This is a genomic window from Bradyrhizobium sp. CCBAU 45384, from assembly GCF_028128665.1.
GTDB lineage: Bacteria > Pseudomonadota > Alphaproteobacteria > Rhizobiales > Xanthobacteraceae > Bradyrhizobium > Bradyrhizobium manausense.
Genome location: NZ_LBIZ01000106.1, coordinates 26,753 through 47,714, shown reverse-complemented (window position 1 = coordinate 47,714; position 20,962 = coordinate 26,753). Strand labels below are relative to the sequence as shown.

At 65.5% G+C, this 20,962-nt stretch carries 21 protein-coding genes and 2 tRNA genes; 17 read left to right on the top strand and 6 right to left on the bottom strand.

The genetic code is table 11. The annotated features are described in order from the left end of the window. Positions 1-2: 2 nt before the first annotated feature. The gene (tsaD, locus tag XH80_RS16950; RefSeq protein ID WP_271599553.1) at positions 3-1,076 is read right to left on the bottom strand and encodes a tRNA (adenosine(37)-N6)-threonylcarbamoyltransferase complex transferase subunit TsaD; all 1,074 of its coding nucleotides are present in this window, start codon (positions 1,074-1,076) and stop codon (positions 3-5) included. 150 nt (positions 1,077-1,226) lie between these two features. Between tsaD and XH80_RS16945 the strand changes: the two genes are divergently transcribed. From XH80_RS16945 to XH80_RS16925, 5 genes are all read left to right on the top strand, one after another. Beyond that, positions 1,227-1,988 carry a uroporphyrinogen-III synthase gene (locus XH80_RS16945; protein ID WP_271599552.1) on the top strand — a complete coding sequence of 254 codons (762 nt, stop codon included), beginning with the start codon at positions 1,227-1,229 and terminating at the stop codon, positions 1,986-1,988. Between the two features lie 66 nt (positions 1,989-2,054). After that, a complete protein-coding gene (locus XH80_RS16940; protein WP_271599551.1) occupies positions 2,055-3,308 on the top strand; it encodes a COG4223 family protein in 1,254 nt (417 codons plus the stop codon). A gap of 35 nt (positions 3,309-3,343) precedes the next feature. Further along, a complete protein-coding gene (locus tag XH80_RS16935) occupies positions 3,344-5,101 on the top strand; it encodes a heme biosynthesis protein HemY (RefSeq protein ID WP_271599550.1) in 1,758 nt (585 codons plus the stop codon). 101 nt (positions 5,102-5,202) lie between these two features. After that, positions 5,203-5,278: transfer RNA gene (locus XH80_RS16930), tRNA-Thr, on the top strand. A 123-nt stretch (positions 5,279-5,401) separates the two neighbouring features. Continuing rightward, entirely contained in the window at positions 5,402-5,779 is a 378-nt protein-coding gene (locus tag XH80_RS16925; protein WP_271599549.1) for a hypothetical protein, read from the top strand. Between the two features lie 72 nt (positions 5,780-5,851). Here the strand turns inward: XH80_RS16925 and XH80_RS16920 are convergent, their stop codons facing one another. Further along, positions 5,852-6,916, bottom strand: a complete 1,065-nt coding sequence (locus XH80_RS16920) for a polysaccharide deacetylase family protein (RefSeq protein WP_271599548.1) — start codon at positions 6,914-6,916, stop codon at positions 5,852-5,854. A gap of 253 nt (positions 6,917-7,169) precedes the next feature. On the opposite strand from XH80_RS16920, the gene XH80_RS16915 reads away from it, so the two are divergent. Continuing rightward, positions 7,170-7,475 carry a hypothetical protein gene (locus XH80_RS16915; RefSeq protein WP_057740616.1) on the top strand — a complete coding sequence of 102 codons (306 nt, stop codon included), beginning with the start codon at positions 7,170-7,172 and terminating at the stop codon, positions 7,473-7,475. A gap of 164 nt (positions 7,476-7,639) precedes the next feature. After that, positions 7,640-7,855 carry a hypothetical protein gene (locus XH80_RS16910; RefSeq protein ID WP_057740614.1) on the top strand — a complete coding sequence of 72 codons (216 nt, stop codon included), beginning with the start codon at positions 7,640-7,642 and terminating at the stop codon, positions 7,853-7,855. Positions 7,856-7,980: 125 nt separating this feature from the next. On the opposite strand, the gene XH80_RS16905 is transcribed toward XH80_RS16910, so the two are convergent. Further along, the gene (locus tag XH80_RS16905) at positions 7,981-9,663 is read right to left on the bottom strand and encodes an MFS transporter (protein ID WP_271599547.1); all 1,683 of its coding nucleotides are present in this window, start codon (positions 9,661-9,663) and stop codon (positions 7,981-7,983) included. Between the two features lie 138 nt (positions 9,664-9,801). On the opposite strand from XH80_RS16905, the gene XH80_RS16900 reads away from it, so the two are divergent. From XH80_RS16900 to XH80_RS16870, 7 genes are all read left to right on the top strand, one after another. Beyond that, the gene (locus tag XH80_RS16900; RefSeq protein WP_271599546.1) at positions 9,802-11,172 is read left to right on the top strand and encodes a hydrolase; all 1,371 of its coding nucleotides are present in this window, start codon (positions 9,802-9,804) and stop codon (positions 11,170-11,172) included. Positions 11,173-11,206: 34 nt separating this feature from the next. Next, positions 11,207-12,574 carry a cytochrome P450 gene (locus XH80_RS16895; RefSeq protein ID WP_271599545.1) on the top strand — a complete coding sequence of 456 codons (1,368 nt, stop codon included), beginning with the start codon at positions 11,207-11,209 and terminating at the stop codon, positions 12,572-12,574. Positions 12,575-12,624: 50 nt separating this feature from the next. Next, positions 12,625-14,034 (top strand): adenylate/guanylate cyclase domain-containing protein, encoded by a 1,410-nt coding sequence (locus XH80_RS16890; RefSeq protein ID WP_271599544.1) that lies wholly within the window; start codon positions 12,625-12,627, stop codon positions 14,032-14,034. Between the two features lie 239 nt (positions 14,035-14,273). Next, on the top strand, positions 14,274-14,759 hold the full coding sequence (locus tag XH80_RS16885) for a tellurite resistance TerB family protein (RefSeq protein ID WP_271599543.1): 486 nt from the start codon (positions 14,274-14,276) through the stop codon (positions 14,757-14,759). A gap of 231 nt (positions 14,760-14,990) precedes the next feature. Beyond that, positions 14,991-15,770: an SDR family NAD(P)-dependent oxidoreductase gene (locus tag XH80_RS16880; RefSeq protein ID WP_057740600.1), complete on the top strand. Its 780-nt coding sequence runs from the start codon at positions 14,991-14,993 to the stop codon at positions 15,768-15,770. Positions 15,771-15,943: 173 nt separating this feature from the next. Next, entirely contained in the window at positions 15,944-16,738 is a 795-nt protein-coding gene (locus XH80_RS16875; RefSeq protein WP_271599542.1) for a glutamine amidotransferase, read from the top strand. 99 nt (positions 16,739-16,837) lie between these two features. Next, positions 16,838-17,650 carry an enoyl-CoA hydratase gene (locus tag XH80_RS16870; RefSeq protein WP_271599541.1) on the top strand — a complete coding sequence of 271 codons (813 nt, stop codon included), beginning with the start codon at positions 16,838-16,840 and terminating at the stop codon, positions 17,648-17,650. 122 nt (positions 17,651-17,772) lie between these two features. Here the strand turns inward: XH80_RS16870 and XH80_RS16865 are convergent. After that, positions 17,773-17,848 (bottom strand) — tRNA-Ala (locus XH80_RS16865). A gap of 185 nt (positions 17,849-18,033) precedes the next feature. Here XH80_RS16865 and XH80_RS16860 point away from each other — a divergent pair. The 3 genes from XH80_RS16860 to folD are packed head-to-tail and all read left to right on the top strand — an operon-like array spanning position 18,034 to position 19,577. After that, positions 18,034-18,324, top strand: coding sequence for a YggT family protein (locus tag XH80_RS16860; RefSeq protein WP_271599540.1), 291 nt, complete (start codon positions 18,034-18,036; stop codon positions 18,322-18,324). A gap of 22 nt (positions 18,325-18,346) precedes the next feature. Beyond that, the gene (locus XH80_RS16855) at positions 18,347-18,691 is read left to right on the top strand and encodes a DUF167 domain-containing protein (RefSeq protein ID WP_271599647.1); all 345 of its coding nucleotides are present in this window, start codon (positions 18,347-18,349) and stop codon (positions 18,689-18,691) included. A 1-nt stretch (position 18,692) separates the two neighbouring features. Next, entirely contained in the window at positions 18,693-19,577 is an 885-nt protein-coding gene (folD, locus tag XH80_RS16850) for a bifunctional methylenetetrahydrofolate dehydrogenase/methenyltetrahydrofolate cyclohydrolase FolD (RefSeq protein ID WP_271599539.1), read from the top strand. Positions 19,578-19,580: 3 nt separating this feature from the next. On the opposite strand, the gene ppa is transcribed toward folD, so the two are convergent. Together ppa and XH80_RS16840 are read right to left on the bottom strand one after the other, a co-directional pair. Further along, the gene (ppa, locus tag XH80_RS16845; RefSeq protein WP_220003554.1) at positions 19,581-20,117 is read right to left on the bottom strand and encodes an inorganic diphosphatase; all 537 of its coding nucleotides are present in this window, start codon (positions 20,115-20,117) and stop codon (positions 19,581-19,583) included. A gap of 211 nt (positions 20,118-20,328) precedes the next feature. Continuing rightward, on the bottom strand, positions 20,329-20,838 hold the full coding sequence (locus tag XH80_RS16840; protein WP_027555342.1) for a GNAT family N-acetyltransferase: 510 nt from the start codon (positions 20,836-20,838) through the stop codon (positions 20,329-20,331). Between the last annotated feature and the right edge of the window lie 124 nt (positions 20,839-20,962).

Here is a 20,962-nt window from a genome sequence, read left to right as displayed (position 1 = left end):
GGCTAGTATCCCGCCCGCGTCTTGCCGTAGCCATCAGGCGCCGTAGCGTTGGCGTCGAGCAGCCAGCGCGCGCGCGGCTGCGCTTCCATCGTGTCGGTGATGCCGAGGGCAAGGCGCTCGGCGCCGGCCCAGGCGATCATCGCGCCATTGTCGGTGCAGAGCGCCGGCGGCGGCATGATCAGCTGCGTCCCCGCTTGCCGTGCGACATCATCAAGCGCGCCGCGGATCGCCTGATTGGCGGCGACACCGCCGGCGGCGACCAGGGCGCGCGGCGCGCCGAACTGCTCGCGGAACAGTTTCAGGCCAACGCTTAAGCGGTCGGCCGTTGAGTCCAGCACTGCAGCCTGGAAACTGGCGCAGAGATCGCTGATGTCCTGCGGCGTGATTTCAGTGAGCCGGCTCGCTTCGGTACGCACCGCCGTCTTCAATCCCGACAGCGAGAAATTGGCATCGGGACGATGCTGCATCGGCCTTGGAAACGCAAAGCGCGAGGCATCGCCATTCGCGGCCGCGCGCTCGACCTCGGGGCCGCCGGGATAGGGCAGGCCCAGCATCTTTGCGACCTTGTCAAAAGCCTCGCCGATGGCGTCATCCACAGTGGTGCCGAGCCGCACATATTGACCGACGCCGGTGACCGCGACGATCTGGGTGTGGCCGCCGGAGGCGAGGAACAGGCAATATGGAAATTCGATGCCGTCGGTGAGACGAGGCGTCAGCGCGTGCGCCTCGAGATGATTGACCGCGACCAGCGGCGTGTCATGCACCATCGCGATTGCCTTCGCGGTGGTGAGCCCGACGATGACGCCGCCGATCAGGCCCGGCCCTGCAGCGGCCGCGACACCGTCGAGCTGGGCGAAGCCGATGCCTGCATCGCTCATGGCGCGATCGATGATGCCGTCGAGCAAGTCGACATGGGCGCGCGCAGCGATCTCCGGCACGACCCCGCCGAAGCGGGCATGCTCCTCGACTTGCGATCGCACGACATTGGACAGAATCCTGCCGCTGCCGTCGGGCGCGCGCTCGATCACGGCCGCCGCGGTCTCATCGCAGGTGGTCTCGATGCCCAGTACCAGCATTGGCGAATTGTTATCCAATTTGCGCCCTTGCGCTCATCCGTAAAGCAGAGTTCTGCTAACGCGGTAGCATTCCGGGGTTGGCTTAGGCAATCGTCACGCGCCGCCATCCCGCGCGAATGCTCCACCGCCACGTGTTTCGGGAACAGCGCGATGTCCATTCTTGTCACACGGCCGCATCCCGACAACGCGGCAACGGCGGAAAATCTGCGCGCGCGGGGACATGTGGTGCTGCTCGCGCCGGTGCTCAAGTTCGAGCCGGTCGCTTTCCATGACGAGAGCGAGGCCGGTTACGGCGCCATCATCGTCACATCGGCCAATGCGATCCGCGCCGTCGCGCCGCAATTGCAAGATCCTGGCCTGAAGAACCTTGGCCTCGTGGGGTTGCCGCTGTTCGCGGTCGGCGAGCACACGGCTTCCGTGGCGCGCGAATTCGGCTTTACGGACGTGATCGTCGCCGGTGGCGATGCCGCATCCTTGCGCGACAGGGTGATGCAGGCTGTGCGTGACAAGCGCGTTAGCAAGAACAGCACGCTGCTCTATCTTGCGGGGGCGGATCTGTCGCGGGATCTCGGCGGCGAGCTCGGCGCCGAGGGGTTTAGCGTGATCACGCAGACGACCTATCGCATGGCCCCGGTCAAGATTCTGCCGCGCGAAGTCTGCAAAGGCTTCGCCGCCCATGGCATCGAGGCGGTGCTGCATTACTCCAGGCGCAGCGCGCGGGCCTTCCTGGACGCGGCCCGGGACGAGGGTGTCGAAATCTCGGCACTGGCAGTCCCGCATTGCTGCCTGTCCGAGACGGTCGCAAGCGTGCTGCGCGATGCCGGTGCATCGCAGGTCCTGGTCGCCGCGACCCCGGACGAAAATGCCCTGTTCGACGCCTTGGAGCGTGCTTTGCGGACCCGTTTGGCGTAAGAGGACGGGCCGAATCCGACGCAATCGGGCTCGTCTCTGGTAATGCAAGTGTGAGGAACCGTCACGATGGCCGACGACAAGCCTGAAGACGCAGGCAAGCCTGAAGATGCCGGAATGCCCCCGGAGTCCGGCCGTGCCAAGCGCATCCCTCCGACCATCGACCTCGAGGCGACCGAAGTCACCACGCAGCCCCAGGACGTGGTGGTCGAGCCGGAGGCGGGGCCGTCGGCCGAGCAGGCCAATGCCGGGCAAGCCAGTGCCGAGGACGCCGAGGTCGAAACCGCCAAGGCCGAAACCGCCAAGGCGGAGCCGGAGCGCGATGAGGCTCGGGCCGCCGCTGCGCCTACAGCCATTTCGCCCTGGGTCATCGCGCCATTTTCAGGCGCCGTTGCAGCTGCGGTTGTGATTGCGGTCGGCTGGATGCTGGGCTGGCCCGCGGTGCAGGCGCCGCCGGCGGCGCCACAGGTGACGAGTGCAGCCGTCGATGCGCTGAGCGGGCGTGTCGCCGCAGTCGAAGCCAAAGCGGGCAAGCCCGCCGCCGATCCGGCCGTTGTCGCGCGGCTCGATACGCTGGAAAAATCCGTCGGCACCTTGCGCGGCGATATCGCCAATCTGCGCGCGCAGTCCGACAAGACGGCGAGCGCATTGAACGATGCCAAAGCCACGCCGCGCGACACGGCGGCTTCGTCCAGCCTCGCCGCCCTCGACGCGCGTATCTCCCAGCTCGAGCGCGCCAGCACGACCGCCCGCGCCGAGCTCGCGCAGCAGGGCGAAAAGATCGCCGACGCGAAAGCGATGGACGACAGGCCGTTGCGCCATGTGGTTGCCGCTACGCTGCTCGACGTCGCCGTTCGCCATAACGATCCCTATGAGGCACAGCTCGCCGCGGCGCGATCGTTTGCAACGAAGCCCGAGGTCTTGAAACCGCTCGATGCGTTCGCCGCATCAGGCATTCCGACGCCGGTTGCCCTGACCCGCGAGCTTCTCAACATCGTGCCGAAGCTGTCGCCGCCGCCGGAAGCGCCGAGCAGCAATGCCGGCATCGTCGAGCGTCTTCAGGCCGGGGCGTCGAAGCTCGTCCGCATCGAGCGCACCGACGGGGGCGGCAACGATCGCGGCGCCGTCGTCGCGCGGGTCACGGCGGCGGCGCTGCGCAATGATTTCGCCGAGGCGCGCCGCGAACTGAAGGCGCTGCCCGAAGCTGATCGCGCGCCGGCGCAGGCCTGGCTCGACAAGGCCGATGCCCGCGACGCCGCGCTCGCGGCCTCCCGCAAATTCGCCGACGACGCTCTGGCTGGTCTCACCAAGCCTGCTCAATAAGACTCGCGCAACACTCCGCGCGTATGGGGATCACCATGCTTCGCATCGTCCTCTTCCTCGTTCTGATTGCGCTTGCAGGCGCCGGCGCGGCCTGGGTCGCCGATCAGCCCGGCAATGTGGTGCTGACCTGGGGCGGCTGGCGCGCTTCGCCGAGCATCCCGGTGTTCGTGCTCTGCCTCGGTATCTTCGCGGTCCTGGTGGTGTTCCTGTGGAGCATCCTGACCGTCATCTGGAGAATGCCGGGACGGGTGCGCCGCCGGCGGCGCGAGAAGCGTCATGCGCGGGGGCGCCACGCCATCACCCACGGTCTGCTCGCGATCGGTCATGGCGATACCGCGCTCGCCCGCCGTCATGCTGACGCGGCGCGGCGGCACACGCCGGATGATCCGCTCGCGCTGCTCTTGCACGCGCAATCGGCCCAGCTCGACGGCAATCGCGACGAGGCCCAGCGCGCCTTCCGCGCCATGGCCGAGCGTGAGGACACCCGGCTACTCGGCCTGCGCGGCCTGTTCATCGAGGCGCAGCGCGCCGACGATGCGGTCGGTGCTGTGATGATCGCGGAGGAAGCGCTCAAGCTGTCGCCATCCTCGACCTGGGCCTCGCATGCCGTGCTCGGCTTCCGCTGCGCGCGCGGCGACTGGGGCGGCGCGCTCGCGATCCTCGATTCGAACCTGTCCGCCGGGCTGATCGACAAGCAAGCCTACCGCCGCCAGCGCGGCGTGCTGCTCACGGCGCGCGCGCTGGAACTGGAGACCATGGACCGCGACGTCGCGCGAGAGAGCGTGATGGAAGCGGTCAAGCTCGCGCCGACGCTGGTGCCGGCCGCGGTGCTTGCCGCGAAGTTCGAGAGTGAGGCGCATCAGGTGCGCCGCGCCATGAAGCTGGTCGAGGCCGCCTGGCTCGCCAATCCGCATCCCGATCTCGCCGATGCCTACGCGCATGTGAAGCTCGGCGATTCCGCGCGGCAGCGCCTGCAGCGGGTCGAGACGCTCGCGGCCAAGACGCCCGCCGACAAGCCCGGCCATGTCGAGGGACAGCTCGCGATCGCGCGCGCCGCGATCGATGCCTCCGAATTCGGCCGTGCGCGCGCGGTGCTGTCGCCTTATGTCAACAATCCGACCCAGCGCGTGGCGCTGCTGATGGCGGAGCTCGAGCGCGCCGAGCACGGCGACAGCGGCCGTGCCCGCGCCTGGACCTTGCGCGCGGTCCGCGCCCGTCACGACCCGGCCTGGACCGCGGACGGCTATGTCAGCGACCGCTGGCGTCCGGTCTCCCCGGTCACCGGCCGGCTCGACGCCTTCCAGTGGCAGACGCCGGTGGCGAGCCTGCCCTCGGACAAGGGCACGACGATCGAATCCTCGGCCTTCGAGGAAGCCATGCTTGCCGCCCCGCCGCCGAAGCGCGTGACGGCAGCCAATGAGGCGCCTGCGGAACCGGTGGTGATCGCGCCGGCGTCGGCGCCAGCCCCCGCGCCGGCCGCGCAGGACAACGCGCCGCCGATGGCCAAGGAAACCGCGAAGGAAGAGCCCGCGGCGGTGCCTCCCGAGCCGGTCAAGCCGGCCCCTGAAGCCGCCGAATCATCGCCATCAGCGGCAACCCCGGTGTTCCGCACCCGCGCCGACCTCGGCAAGCCGGCACAGGCGCCGATCCAGACGGTCATCCCGATCGTCCGTGCCCCTGATGATCCCGGCATCGATGACGATGGTCCGAGCGATGAATTCACGGAACAAATCGGCACGCCGAAGGCCCAGGCCGGCGGCTGGCGCGGATTCTGGTCCCGCTGGGGCGCGTGAGCCGCATTTCGCCTGCCGCTTGTCCTTGCCAATTCGGGCCATGCCCGATATCAGGAGCGCGCGTATCGGGGCCGGCATCGCGCCAAGCCCCGGCAGGGTTCGCCGCAATAGCTCAGTCGGTAGAGCACGTCATTCGTAATGACGGGGTCGGGGGTTCGAATCCCTCTTGCGGCACCAGCCTTCGCAGGCTGCGCCTGCTTCGGCTCGGCAAGCCGCAGCCTGCGCTTGCGTGATTTTTCTCACATAAGCTCACGCGTCTCCTCCCTAGTGTCGCCTCACGCAAACACGGGGAGATTTGACATGCGCAAGATCGTTCTGGTTGCCGCCATGGTTCTGGCCTCTGCGTCTGCCCAGGCCGGCGGCTCACGCAGCCTCTCGCTGGCCGCGGCCAACGACCAGGCTCCGGCACCGCAGGCCACAGTGGCGCCGACCGCCACCACCACGCAGGTGAGCGAAGCCGCTCCAGCGGCTGTGACTCCTGTTTATGTCGATCGTCCTCCGGCGGTTTCGACCACCGCGCCAGCCACGACCCCATCAGCGACCGCGCCAACATCAACACCTGCTGCCACCCAGCCGGCGCCGAAGGCGACGGCAAAGGCGGACAAGCCCAGGCATCACAGGACCTGGACCGAAGGCCGGATCATCAGCGAACTGCATCGCCACGGCATCTACTGGTGAGGCCGCTCTTCTTCCAAAACAAAATGGCCGGGCTGAGCCCGGCCATCGCATTCTTGTCGAACCTCAAAACGCCTAGCGCTGCGAGACCGTCTGCACCACGCTCGAGACTGGACGCCCGTTCGTCGCACTCGACGCCGGCACCTTCAACTCTCTAAGCACCGCTTCATCATACTCAGGCAGCGAGTCGAAATTCGTCTTCGCCTTGATCTGCACGACCTTGTAGCCGCCGGCCTTGAGGCGCGCGAGCAGCGTCGGCAGTGCTTCGCCGGTACGCTTCTGGAAGTCGTGCATCAGGATGATGCCCTTGCCGAGCTTGTCGAGCTTGGTCATCACGTTGCTGATGATCTTGTCCGGCGTGCTCTCCTTGCGGAAGTCGAAGGAGTCCAGGTCGGTCGAGAAGATCCCGACATTGCGGCTGCCGAGATAGCTCACCAGCGCGGCATTCTGCGACAGTTGCGGGAAGCGGAAGAACGGCGACGGATTGGTGCCGAGCGCCCACTTCACGGCACTGAAGCCCTTCTCGATCTCGTCCTTGGCCTGCTGCTCCGTCATCTTCTTGCCGTTCAGGTTGAAATGCGACCAGGTGTGCGCACCGACCGTATGGCCCTGCGCGAGCACCTGGCGCAGGATTTCCGGATGGTAGGTCGCATGCTTGCCGACCGAGAAGAACAGGCCCTTGGTGCACTCATCCGCGAGTGCCTTGAGCACCGCCGGGGTGTTGACCGGCCACGGACCGTCGTCGAAGGTCAGCACGACCTCCTTGTCGGTGAGGAAATCAAACTGCTTGTACTGCTCGAAGCCGAAGCCCGGACCGCCGGTCGTGTCGATCTCGACCACGCGCGAGACGCCAAGGGCATTCGGATTGCTGCAGTTCGCCTGCTGAACCGGTGCCACTGCGGGGGCGGGTGCGGGGCTGGCTGCCGCAGCGGGAGCGGCCGGCTTGCCCGCGATCGCCGCGGTGGTCTCGACGTCATCCTTGGCGGCGAGCTTGGCCTGCGCCGGCAGAGCATCGGCGGCACGGGCAGCTGTTGTCTTGGGGGCGCCCTGGTCGGCGCGGGCGGAATAAAAATACCAACCTCCGGCGATCACGATCGCCGCAACCACACTGGCCAGCATCAGGCCCAACGCATTACGCATCGCTACTCTTTCCAATTACGCAACCAAACCAGCGGAATTTCCCGCGTCGCGAGCCATTAATGCGAAGGAACAGTTAACGTGACACCAACGCGGCAGCGGTTCTGGAGGAATTTCAGGTGGGTGCGCCAAAGTGACCGAAGTCACAGAGGCGCGCTCGCCCGTGACCGTCATCACAGTGGAAACTGTTTTGCTGGAGCATCGTAGTTCCCATCAACAACCGGCCCCGCTGCGGCGGTGCCAATGGGAGCTGCAAATGACCAAGTCGTTCACTGCCAAATTCACTGCCAAGATCCGCGACACCAGCCTCGCTTTGGGCTTTGCCGCCATCGTCTCGATCGTCTCGACGACCTCGAGCTTCGCCTTCACCGCCGAGGCGCAGCAGATGTGCACCGGCGACGCCTTTCGCCTGTGCTCGTCGGAGATCCCCAACATTCCGAAGATCACCGCGTGCATGATCAAGCATCGCTCGGACTTAAGCGCCGGCTGCCGCGCGGTGATGGACAAGGACCTCGCCAAGGGCGCGTCACGCAAGGTTGCTGACGCCCAGGACGGTCAGTAAGAGCCCGAGCCGTTCGGTCGCTTCGAGCTCCCCTCGCGATCCGCTTCGGCTCAACGCCGGAGCCATCCCGCCGCGCCAGCCTGTCTGGCAACAAAGCCGTTGCGGGTGCGGCATCACCGCTCTAGCTTCGCCCGCACAGCTTTCCGGGTACGAGGCATTATGCGATGAGCCGCCTTTTTTTCATTGTCCCTTTGATCCTGTGCGCCTCAGGCGCCCTCGCGCAGCAGCAGCCCGGCCATGATGCCTGCGCGCGCGACGTCACACGTCATTGCCGCGCCGTGATGAGCAACGGCGATAGCGCCGTGCTCGCCTGCCTGAAGGAGCATCGCGCGCGCCTCAGCAAGGCCTGCGACAAGGTGCTGACCGAACACGGGCAGTAAACAAACTCCTCGTCATTCCGGGGCGCGCCGCAAGGCGCGAACCCGGAATCCATTTCTCCCCGCTTATGCTGTTCGATGGATTCCGGGTTCGCGCTTCGCGCGCCCCGGAATGACGGGGTGAGCACCTAGGTGCTGCTCCCCGCCGCGACAACGGGCAACACCTCAGCGCTCGCGCGATCCGGCGTCTCCTCCTTCCAGCGTACCGAGCCGAACGGCCGCTCCAGCATGCGGCGGATCCGCACCGGATCGGGGCCGATGTGGAAATCGATCGCCTGCTGATGCAGCGCACGTTCGGACTGGGTCGAACGGTTGCGCTGGCGTAGGTAATCGAACCAGGTGGGGCAGTGATAGCGCTCGGTCCACAATTCGGGATCGGCAATGTCGCGCGCGATCGACCAGCCATAGGCGCCGTTGCGCTGCCGGGAGAGCTGCACGTCCTGCATCACATTGTGGAAGGCGCGCGCATTCTCCTGGGCGACGCGATATTCGATCTCGACCACCAGCGGTCCGCTGCGCCCCGTCAGCGACAGCTTGACTTCAGGATCGGCCAGCACCTCGGCATCCTCGTTGCGGGCGCCGACGCGCGGCATTGCAAGCCAGATCCCCAGCAGCGGTGAGATCAGCATCAGGCCGGCGGCCGTGAGCAGCGCGACCTCAACGCCGGCGTAGTCGGTGAGATGGCCCCAGCCCCAGGCGCCGATCGCAATCCCGCCGGAAATCGAGGCCTGGAACGCGGCGAGCGATCGACCGGCGACCCAGCGCGGCGCGGAGAGCTGCACGCCGATGTTGAACAGCGCCACCGCCGCCATCCAGACCGCACCGGCCAGCACCAGCGCGGCCGCGGTCAGCACCGGCTCGGTGCTCAGGGCGACCGCGGCCATCGCAAACGCCATTGAGATGGTGCAGGCGCGGATCGCAGCTTCGCCGCTCATGCGCTTGCGCAGCTCGTGGATGTTCAGTGCGCCGACCACCGCGCCCATGCCGAACGCACCCAGCATGATGCCGTAGGTCTGCGCACCGCCATGCAGCAAGTCGCGGGCGACCAGCGGCATCAACGCCATGATCGCGCCGCCGATCAGGCCCATCACCAGCGTGCGCAACAGCACGATCTTGATCGGCGGCGAGTTGGTGATGTAGCGGAAGCCCGAGACCATGGCGCGGTTGAGCTTCTCCCGCGGCAGGCGCGAGGGCTCGACCACGCGCCGCCAGAGCAGCAGCACCACCAGCAACGGCAGATAGAGGATCGCGTTGCAGGCGAATGCCGCGACCGCGCCGGCGGCGGCAACGATGACGCCGCCGACCGCGGGGCCGAAGCTGCGAGCGATGTTGTAGCTGATGCCGTTCAGCGCCACCGCCGACGGCAGTGCGTCCGGCGGCACCTGCTCGCTGACCGAGGACTGCCAGGCCGGACCGAACAGCGCATTGCCGCTGCCGACCACGAAGCAGAAGGCGAGCAGCGATTCCGGGGCGATGAGCTTGAGCCCGGCCAGGATCGTGAGGGCCGACGCGCCGGTCAGGGCGATCATGAGGGCCACCAGCGTCACGATGCGGCGGTCGTACATGTCGGCGATGGCGCCGGCCGGCATCGAGATCAGCATGATCGGCAGCATCAGGGCGGTCTGCACCAGCGCCACCTTGTCGGCGGAGGCCGCCATCTGCGTCATTGCCCAGGCCGCACCCACGCCCTGGATCAGGAGGCCGAGATTGGAGAGCAGGCTGGCCAGCCAGATGCGCCGGAACACGGTGTACCGCAGCGGCGCGGTGATGCCGTCGGCGGAACGTCTCTGACGGTTCGTCTGCTCGGTCATATACCCTTCCAAGTCGTCTGGCAGAAATGGCTTGAATAATTCCGGCAGGCCCAGTGATGCCCGCGAAAGTCGTTCGCTGTCCAGTGGTTAGGCCGCTATAAGCAGTGCAAAGACTTAGGTTTTATCGGGGAGGATTGAATGAAGCTGTCACGACGGACAATCCTGCAAGGCGCAGCCAGCCTGCCTTTCGCGGTTGCGAGCTTGCAGATGGAGGCGCTGGCGCAGACATCGTCGACGGCCGGCAGTTCCGAGGTGCCGCCGATCCTGTTTGTCCATGGCAATGGCGATTACGACGCCCTCTGGATCACGACGCTGTGGCGGATGGAATCCAACGGCATCGCGCGCGACCGTATGATGGCCATCAATTTCACCAATCCCAGGGCGCGTGACGACGATGCGGTCGAGCAGCCCAACCGGTCCTCGACCGAGGAGCAGCGCCGCGAGCTTGCCGCGGCCATCGCTGAACTGAAACGTCGTACCGGCGCGGCGCGCGTGGCGCTGGTCGGCAATTCGCGCGGCGGCAACTCGATCCGCAACGTCATCAAGAACGGCGGCGCCGGCGATGTCAGCCACGCGGTGCTGTGCGGCACGCCCAATCATGGCGTGTTTGCGCTCGACGCTTTGCTCGGCAGCGAGTTCAACGGACGCGGGACCTTCCTGCGCGGTCTGAACGAAGGCGAGAGCGAGGTGACGCCTGATGTCGCCTTCCTTACCCTGCGCAGCGACGGCATGGACAAATATGCGCAGCCCGACGGCCGATTCATGGGCAAGCCGGGCGTGCCGACCAATGTCACCGCCGAAGGGCCGGAGCTGAAGGGCGCGACCAATCTCGTGCTCGGCGCGATCGATCATCGCGAGACGGCGTATCATCCGCGGGCGTTCCGCGAGATCTACAAATTCATCGCCGGTCGCGAGCCCGCGCGCATCGCGATCACGCCGGAGCGGACGGTCCATATCGGTGGACTGGTCACGGGCGCCGCGGATGGCGCGCCGACCAATCGCCCCGTGGCCGGTGCAACCGTCGAGATCTACCATGTCGACCGCGAGAGCGGGGAGCGCAAAGGCGAATTGGTTTACCGCTTGACCACGGGCGCCGATGGACGCTGGGGGCCGGCCGAGGTCGATCCCGCCTCGCCGCTCGAGATCGTCCTGACCTCGCCGGACGCCCCGATCACGCACTTCTACCGCTCGCCCTTCCCGCGTTCCTCCAATGTCGTGCACCTGCGCGCCGCGCGGCCCTTCCTTCCGCAAGAAAAGGATGCCGGCGCGGTCGTGATCATGTCGCGCCCGCGCGGTTATTTCGGGCTGCCGCGCGATACCGTTCTGCTCGATGGCCGCGAGCCCGCGGACGTCACGCCGGGCGTGCCTACGGATGCGACAGCAACCCTGCGCCTTCCGGCCAGCGAGGTCGGGCGTAACATCGTGGCCCAGTTCAACGAAGAACGAATTGTGGCGCGCGCCTGGCCGGCCTCCGAGAACAGGATTGCGGTTGCGGAGCTGACTTACTAGCTATTTGCTTGCGTCAGGTCTGCGGGAGAGAGCCATGAACATCGCCAGCATGCGCCGGCCTATCATCCCGCCGACGCCGCCGCGTGCGCCCGACAACATGTCGTTCTTCGGCCGTATCGCGGTGATCAAGCGGAACATGATCGCGACCTGGGGGCAGCGCGCCTATGAGGAAGAGGTCATCCAGGGCCGCTTCTTCCTGCACAAGAGCTTCATCCTGAACCAGCCGGATGCGATCCGGCACGTCCTGCTCAGCAACTACCAGAATTACACGCGGACCCCGGCGGGCATCCGCATGCTGCGTCCGGTGCTCGGCGAGGGTCTCCTGCTCGCCGAGGGCCACGCCTGGACATTTCAACGGCGCACCCTGTCGCCGGCGTTCACGCCGCGCGCTACCGCCAATCTCGTCCCGCACATGACGGCGGTGCTCGACGAGACCATTGCCAAGCTCGAGACCCGAACCAACGAGCCGGTCGATCTGCGCGAGATCATGCAGCGCATGACGCTCGAGATTGCCGGACGCACGATGTTCTCGTTCGGGATGGACCAGCACGGTCCGACCCTGCGCAACTTCGTCATGGAATATGGCGAGCGGCTCGGGCGGGCCCATTTCCTCGACATGGCGCTACCGGTGTCGTGGCCGACGCCGATGGATCGGGCCCGCGCCCGCTTCCGCAAGCGCTGGACCCAATTTGTCGCGATGCTGATCGCGGAACGGCGTGCGGTGGGAAAGAAGCACGGCGCGCCTCCGCGCGATCTGTTCGATCTCATGGACCAGGCGCGCGACCCCGAGACGGGCAAGGGCTTTTCCGACGAGCAGCTCGTTGACGAGGTCGCGACCATGATCCTGGCGGGCCATGAGACCACCGCGACCGCACTGTTCTGGGCGCTCTATCTGCTGGCGCTCGACCCCGACACGCAGGAAGAGGTCGCTACCGAGACGCGCGGCGAGCATCTCGACAGCATGGTCGATATCGACCGGCAGAAATTCACCCGCGCGGTGATCGATGAGACCATGCGGCTCTATCCGCCGGCCTTCCTTGTTGCGCGCGCCGCGCGCGGCAAGGACATCGTGGCCGGAGCCGAGGTCAACAAGGGCGACATCATCATGATCGCCCCCTGGCTGCTGCACCGGCACGAGAAGCTATGGGATCAGCCGAACGCTTTCATCCCGAAACGCTTCATGTCGAAGGAGCCGCCCGATCGCTTCGCCTATCTGCCGTTCGGTGCCGGCCCGCGCGTCTGCATCGGTGCGCCGTTCGCGCAAGCCGAATCCGTGCTGGCACTGGCACGACTGATCGGCGCGTTCCGCGTCGAGCTGATGGACGCAGCACCGGTCATTCCGTTCGGCGTCGTCACGACCCAGCCGGACCACTCACCCATGTTCCGCATCACGCGGCGGTGATAGGCCGTGGTCTGGCCGCCGGCGTGATCCACCCCAGATAGAGTTGCACCATGACCGACATCCAGGCCCAGATTTCCGTTCTGAAGCAGACCGCGGATCCTGCCGTCGTCGAGGCCATCGCGCAGCTGATCGCCAATGGTCACGACCGCGACCTCAACCGCATCAACGCATTGGATTTTGCCGATCGGACCGGGCTCGATCAGGAGAAGGTCATTTCCGGATTCCTGCATGCCTCGCGTCTCGGCCTGTTCGACATCGGCTGGAACGTGCTGTGTCCCGGTTGCGGAGGGGTTCTGGGCGCGCACACGACGTTGAAATCACTGAAGCACGATGATTACAATTGTGCGCTCTGCGCGGCCGGATACGAGGCGTCGGTCGACGAGATGGTCGAGGTGGCCTTCACCGTCAGCCCGCAGGTCCGCCGCATCGCCGCTCACGATCCCGATACGCTGCCGATCTGGGAATATGTGCGGCAGATGTTCTGGAGCTCGGGCGTCGACATCAACGAAGAATCCTTTTCGCGCCTGATCAACGAAGTGACGCTGGAAGCGTTGGAATTGCCTGCCGGCGAAAAGGCGATCCTCTCGCTGAATCTGCCGAGCCAGTTCATCATCGTGTTCGAGCCGGTCACCCATTCCGCGCATTTCCTGGACGTCCAGGGCGAGCCGACCAGCGAACGCCAGCAGCTTTCGATCATGTTCAACAAGCTGGAGGCGCCGACGGGGACTACCGTGATGCGTCCCGGGCCGCTGCGCCTCACGCTCGAGAATCAATCGGGCGGTCGCGTTCTGCCCTCGGTCTGGATTGCCGCCGACGCGATGCACGAGATGATCGGCAAGCGCAAGCCGATCCTGACCGCCAAGAGGATGCTGTCGAACCAGACGTTCCGCGACGTCTTCAAGGCCGACAATCTCAATGTCGATCAGCGATTGAAGATCACCTCGCTGACTTTCCTGTTCACCGACCTGAAGGGCTCGACGGCGCTGTACGAGCGCGTCGGCGACCTCAGCGCCTTCGATCTCGTGCGCGCGCATTTCCGGGCGCTGCTGGAGATCATCGCCGCCGAGAAGGGCGCCGTCGTGAAGACGATCGGCGATGCCGTCATGGCGACCTTCGTCAGGCCCGAGCACGCGATCACGGCGGGGCTGCGCATGCGCGCGGCGATGGATGATCTGAACAAGCAGCGCGGCGCCAACGATCTCATTCTCAAGATCGGCATCCATGAAGGCCCGTGCCTTGCGGTGATGCTCAACGAGCGGCAGGACTATTTCGGCCAGACCGTCAACATCGCCGCGCGCGTGCAAAGCCTGTCGACCGCGCAGGAGATCCACATCACCGGTCCGGTGCTCGACGCGCCGGCGGTGGCCGAGATCCTGCAGCGGCGCGAGATCAAGCCGATCCAGAAGCAGGCGGCCCTGCGCGGCATCGCCGACAAGATGGTGGTGTACGAGATACCGTGAGGGACGGGGGTGATCGCCATATTCTCCGTCGTCATGCCCGGCTTGACCCGGGCATCCACGTCTTTCGTTGCGGACATACGTGGATGGCCGGGACAAGCCCGGCCATGACGAGAGAACAGATTGCCGAAACGTAATGCAGCGCGCGGAACTGACGCACGTTGCGCCGGTTGAGTTTCCCGCTCATATAAGGCTTGTAGCGGCCGCGCTTGCTGCGGCGTCATCGATTTCGGTAGGACCTTATGCTCGACGGCTTGCGCCAATTCATCGCCGACATTGTTGCTCCCCATGGTCAGGACCGCGCCTTTGGCGACAGCGACTACCGCCTGGCGGCAACCGCGCTGCTGGTCCACGTGGTTTCCCTGGACGGCCAGCCGACGCCGGCCGAGCAGCGCAAGCTGCACAGTCTGATCGAAAGCCATTTCAAGCTGGACCGCGGCACCGCCGACCGGCTGATCGCGGATGCGACATTGGTCGAGGGCGAGGCGGTCGATCTCTATCACTTCACCAGCGTCATTATGCGCTCGCTCGATGAAGAGGGGCGCAAGCGCATCGTCCAGATGATGTGGGAGCTGGTCTATGCGGACGGCCAGGTCACCGAGTTCGAGGACAACGTCGTCTGGCGCGCCTCGGACCTGCTCGGGGTTTCCCAGCGCGACCGGATCGATCTCAAGCACGCCGTCGCCGGGCGTGCCGGCGGGCAGGTCACGGACGCCCTCGGGGGCTGAGCAGTCGCCCATGCGGCACGGATGGCCGGTTGTCCCGACCACATGACGAAACTTTAATGTAACGTCGCGCCGCCCCGAATTCGGGATCCCCCTGAAATCCCGTGGGTTTTTCCTCCTTCCGCGTTGCTCTCGGGTTGCCATGCGGCCCTCCCCGCTTGCCTGTCGCGCGTGGCCTATGCTCCAGTTCCCGCTGTTTCGGGGCCCAAAAAATTACATCAAGAGACTGCGATCGTGACTGAGCGGGTAACGTTGATCACCGGTGCGTCGGCGGGCATCGGCGCGGAGCTGGCGCGCGTGTTTGCCGCGAATGGACATCGTCTCGCGCTGACGGCGCGGCGCGCGGACCGGCTCGAAGCGCTCGCGAACGAACTCGCTGCGACATGCGGCAAGAGGCCGATCGTGATCGCCTGCGATCTCCAGCAAGCCGACGCCGGCGAGCGGATCGCCGCTGCGCTCGCTGCCGAAGAGGTCGAGCTCGACAATCTCGTCAACAATGCCGGTTTCGGCGTGTTCGGTGATGCGATCGAGCGCGACCGCGACGAGCAGGTCGGCATCGTCGATGTCAACGTCCGGGCGCTGACCGATCTGTCGCTGCGCTTTGCCGATCAGCTCGTCAGGAACAAGGGCGGCCTTCTCAATGTCGGCTCGGTCGCGGGCTTCCTGCCCGGTCCCGGCATGGCCGTGTATTACGCCTCGAAGGCCTATGTGATTTCGCTGACCGAGGCGTTGCGGGCGGAGCTCGCACCGCGCGGCGTGCGCGTCACCGTGCTGTGTCCGGGACCGGTGCAAACCGAATTCCAGGGGCGTGCCGGGGTCGGGTCCGGGCATGATACGGCGATTCTCAACGTTCCCGCCGCGGACGTAGCGCGGCAGGCCTATCGTGGCTTGATGGCGAACAAACGGGCAGTGCTGCCGGGTCTCGGCATCAAGATTGTGCCTTTCGCGCTGCGCTTCTTCCCGCGCGGCTTCATCCTGTCCGCCACCAGCCGGTTTCAACGGCAGCGGAGCTGAAGCAGCCCGAAGCACCCGTGGTGGCCCGGAGCTTGCTTCTGCATCAAACAGAAGTGCATCAAGCAGGAGTGCATCAGGCAGGAGTATGGGCTGCGTGTGTGCGCAAACTCACACGATGTTAACCTTCGCTTAGCTATGCTGGCGGCTTGAACCGATAGCACTCGCAAAAGGCCATGTCGTTTCGGACGGACAGGTTTGGTGGCGCAGAAGTGGTGTCCTTCCGAGGGAGGACGCCGTGCGCGGCCGCCGCCAATCCCTGCCTGCCGGTCCTGATCGTTCTCCATCAGGAATCCTCCACACCTGGCCGCGTCGGCAATGCGCTGCGCGCGCTCGGCCATCGCCTCGACATCCGCCGTCCGCGATTCGGCGATCGCCTCCCCGATACGCTCGATCAGCATGCCGGAGCGGTGGTGTTCGGCGGGCCGATGAGCGCGAATGATTCGGATGATTACATCCGCCGCGAGATCGACTGGATCGAGATTCCGCTCCGCGAACAGCGGCCGTTCCTCGGCATCTGCCTGGGCGCGCAGATGCTGGCGATGCAGCTTGGCGCGCGCGTCGCACCGCATGCAGAGGCGCTGACCCAGATCGGCTATTACCCGATCCGCCCGACCGCGGCAGGTCGCGCGCTCTGTCCGGACTGGCCGGCGCAGGTCTATCATTGGCATCGCGAAGGCTTCGAGCTGCCTGATGGCACCGAGCTGCTTGCGGAGGGTGATGACTTTCCCAACCAGGCATTCCGTGCCGGCAACGCCTTCGGCGTGCAGTTTCATCCTGACGTGACCTACGCCATGATGCATTGCTGGACCACGCGTGGCTATGACGGTCTCGGCGCGCCCGGCGCCCGCGAGCGGCATCATCATTTCGCGGACCGCGCGGTCTACGATGCCGCGGAACGCGCCTGGCTCGATCATTTCATCGATGGCTGGCTGGCGCGCCGGCCGGTGCTGGCGCAAGCCGCCGAGTGATCGCGCCTTCACGCAAGCCCTCGCCTCATTCCTGACTATGCTAGGCTCGCTGCCGTTGAGCGCGCGCGAACGCGCGCCGGCCGACAAAGGGAGAGCGCCATGGCCTATGAGCACATTCTCTATGAGGTGAGCGATCAAATCGCGACCATCACGCTCAATCGCCCTGATCGCATGAATGCGTGGACGCCGACCATGGAGCGCGACGTGCGCCATGCCATGGAAGCATCAAGTGCCGATGACAATGTCCGTGTCATCGTGCTGACCGGCGCGGGCCGCGCCTTCTGCGCCGGCGCCGACATGGATGCGCTGAAAGGGCTCGACCCCAACGATGTCAGGCGCGCTTCGAGCCTGCCGCCGTTCGACATGAACCGCCGACCGGATTGGCAGACGCGCTACGGCTTCTATCCATCGATCGGCAAGCCTGTAATCGCGATGCTCAATGGCGCGACCGCCGGAATCGGCCTCGTCCATGCGCTCTATTGCGACCTGCGCTTTGCCGCGGACAATACGGTGTTCACGACGGCCTTTGCGCGGCGCGGCCTGATTGCCGAGCACGGCATCAGCTGGATGCTGCCGCGCATCGTCGGCCACGCCAACGCGATGGATCTCTTGCTCTCGGCGCGCCGCGTCTCGAGCGACGAGGCGCTGCGAATCGGTTTGGTCAACCGGCTCTGCGCGCCCGACAGGCTGCGCGAGGAAACCTACGCCTATGCCCGCGATCTCGCCGATTTCGTCTCGCCGAGCGCGATGGCCGTGATCAAGCGGCAGCTCTACGAGGTGCCGTTCCAGACGCTGGCCGAGGCCACGATCGAGGCCAACAGGGAGATGATGGTGGCGCTGAACGGCAGCGATTTCCGGGAGGGCGTGGCGAGCTTCATGGAGAAGCGGCCGCCAAGGTTTACGGGGAAATAGGGGGGTGCTTCGGGGAAAAGTCCGCCGTCGCCCTTCGGGCTATGGCGGGACAGCCCTCGCTCATTCGCTACGAGAGAGCACGGCTGGCTTGCCTAGCCGTAGCTCGCGAAGCGAGCGAAGGCTGGTGGAGCCAGGCGGGATCGAACCGCCGACCTCGTCATTGCGAACGACGCGCTCTCCCAGCTGAGCTATGGCCCCTTTGCTGGCCGCTCTGGTGAACGCGGCCGACAACCGGGCGCCATTTAAGTCCCCGCCAAGGTCAAGTCAAGGACAGGTGTAAGGGGGGTTTTAGCCATCCGGATGCCGACTTCCCTTGTTTGGGTCGGGGGGAACCGATATCTAGCCAAGATCACCCCGCGGCAGGCCCAGAGAGTGTTTCGCTGATGCGTCCGATAGTCTTCATTCTGATCCAGATCATCAATCTCTACATCTATCTGCTGATCGCATCGGCAATCCTGTCCTGGTTGATCGCGTTCAACGTCGTGAATACTCGCAACCAGTTCGTTGGCGCGATCGCGGAATTTCTCTATCGGATTACCGAACCGGTCCTGGGGCCTATCAGGCGCCGGCTGCCCAGCATGGGCGGGCTCGACGTCTCTCCGATCGTCGCCTTCTTCATCCTCTGGTTGATCCAGCTCTATCTCGCTGAATACGTTTATCCGAACGTACCCTAGGCGGTGGAACCGTGATGGAGCCCTGAGCGCCTTGACGGAACCCTGGCGCATCTCCACCACGGGCGTCAGCATCGCGCTGCGGGTGACGCCGCGCGGCGGACGTGATGGCGTCGACGGGATCGAGCAGCTTAGCGACGGCCGCAGCGTGCTGAAGGTGCGCGTGCGGGCCGTCGCCGATGGCGGCGAGGCCAATCGCGCCGTTCTGGCGCTGCTGGCGAAATCGCTTCGTGTGCCCAAGGCCAGCGTCAGTCTCGTGTCGGGAGCGACGGCGCGGCTGAAGCAAGTCGCCATCGAAGGCGATCCGGCAAGGCTTGTCCAAGCGTTGCGCGAGCTCGCGCCAGTCAAATCGACAGACAAGGGGAACTGACATGACCGCCAAGATCATCGATGGAAAGATCATCGCCGCGGACCTTCGCGCCCGCGTCGCCGACGAGGTCGCCCGCGTCAGGCGCGAGCACAATCTGGTGCCTGGCCTTGCCGTGGTCCTGGTCGGCAACGATGCCGCCAGCGAAGTCTATGTCCGCTCCAAGCATACGCAGACTCAAGCCGCGGGCATGGCCTCATTCGAGCACAAGCTGCCGGCAGACGTTTCGCAGGCGGAACTGCTGACCGTCGTCGCAAAGCTCAATCGCGATCCCGCCGTGCATGGCATCCTCGTGCAATTGCCGCTGCCCAAGGGCCTCGACACCGAGGCCGTGATCAATGCCATCGATCCCGCCAAGGATGTCGACGGCCTGCATCCGAACAATGCGGGTCGGCTCGCCGGCGGATTCCAGGCCCTGTCGCCCTGCACGCCGCTCGGCTGCATCATCCTGACCAAGAGCGTGCACGCCTCGCTCGAAGGCCTGAACGCCGTCGTGATCGGCCGCTCCAATCTGGTCGGCCGCCCGCTGGTGCAATTGCTGCTGAACGAGAACGCCACGGTGACGATCGCGCATTCGCGCTCGCGCGATCTGCCCGGCATCGTGAAGCGGGCCGACCTCGTCTATGCCGCGGTCGGCCGGCCGGAGATGGTGCGCGGCGATTGGCTGAAGCCGGGCGCGACCGTGATCGACATCGGTATCAACCGCATTCCGAAAGACGACGGCAAAACCCGTCTCGTCGGCGATGTCGCCTATCAGGAAGCGCTTGGCGTTGCCGGCGCGGTGACGCCGGTGCCGGGCGGCGTCGGCCAGATGACCGTCGCCTGCCTGCTCGTGAATACGCTGCGCGCGGCCTGCGCGATCGCAGGCCTGCCGAAGCCGGCGGTGTGACGATCAGCCCTTCTTCTTCTTCTCGCGCTCGATGCCTTCGAGGATCAGCTTCGCGGCTTCCTCGGGACCGCCCCAGCGCAGGATCTTCACCCACTTGCCCTTCTCGAGATCCTTGTAGTGCTCGAAGAAGTGCTGGATCTGCTGCAGCGTGATGTCGGGCAGGTCGGAATACGACTTCACCTTGTCGTAGCGCTGCGTCAGCTTCGACGACGGCACCGCCAGAATCTTCTCATCGCCGCCGGCCTCGTCTTCCATGAACAGCACGCCGACCGGGCGTACGCTCATGACGGCGCCGGGAATGATGGCGCGGGTGTTGATGATCAAGACGTCGCAGGGGTCGCCGTCGTCGGACAGGGTGTGCGGGATGAAGCCGTAGTTACCGGGGTAACGCATCGGCGTGTACAGGAAGCGGTCGACCACGAGCGTGCCGGCTTCCTTGTCCATCTCGTATTTGATCGGTTCGCCGCCCACCGGGACTTCGATGACGACGTTGACGTCGTGGGGTACGTTTTTTCCGATCGAGATAGCATCGATACGCATAAGGCAGGCTCCGTTGTCGCCGAGGTTAAATCGCGCCCGGCAGCGATTTTGGCGCTGTCATACGCGGGCTTGGCCCCTCGATCCATCGTGTTTTTGCGAAATAATGAATCCCGCGATCACCTGCGCAAACGCTGGCGGTATCGGCGGGTGGAAAGGCTGCCGGCCAAGATCTCAGCAGCTCAATTGGTCCAAACCTTGATCGGTTCGGATCTTAATTGGTCCAGGCGAAGGCAACCTTGTCGAGCGACTTCGGCCCGAACCGCTCCGAGGAGCGTGCCACCATGCGGCCGCCCAGGGCCCGGTAGAACTCGGTCGCCGGATCATTGTCCGACAGCGCCCACACCACCATGCTCTTCAGATTGCTCTGCATGAGATCGCGCCGGGCGGCGGCGAACAGACGGCGGCCGAAGCCGAGGCCCTGAAACTCCGGACGCAGGTACAGCTCATAGATCTCGCCGTCGAAATGCAGGCTGCGGGCGCGGTTACGGCCGTAATTCGCATAGCCCGCGATCTTGTCGCCGAACACCAGCACGCTGACGCGGCTGCCCTTGCGGATTGCGCTGTCCCACCATTGCGGACCGCGGCGGTTGATCAGCTTCTCGAGCTCGGCACCGGGAATGATGCCCTGATAGGCGGAACGCCAGGCTTCGTCATGGGTGGACGCCACCGCAGTCGCATCTGCAGCTTTGGCCGGCCGAACCTCGATCAGGGTTGTGCTCATGAACGCGATCAAATCAAGTCGCCGCGCCGGCGGCAAGACCTATCGTTAATTATCGGTTAACCTGTGGACTTTCTGCATCAGTATTTGAGCCATGTTGTGCCGAAAAAAGACAAGACGCCACTTC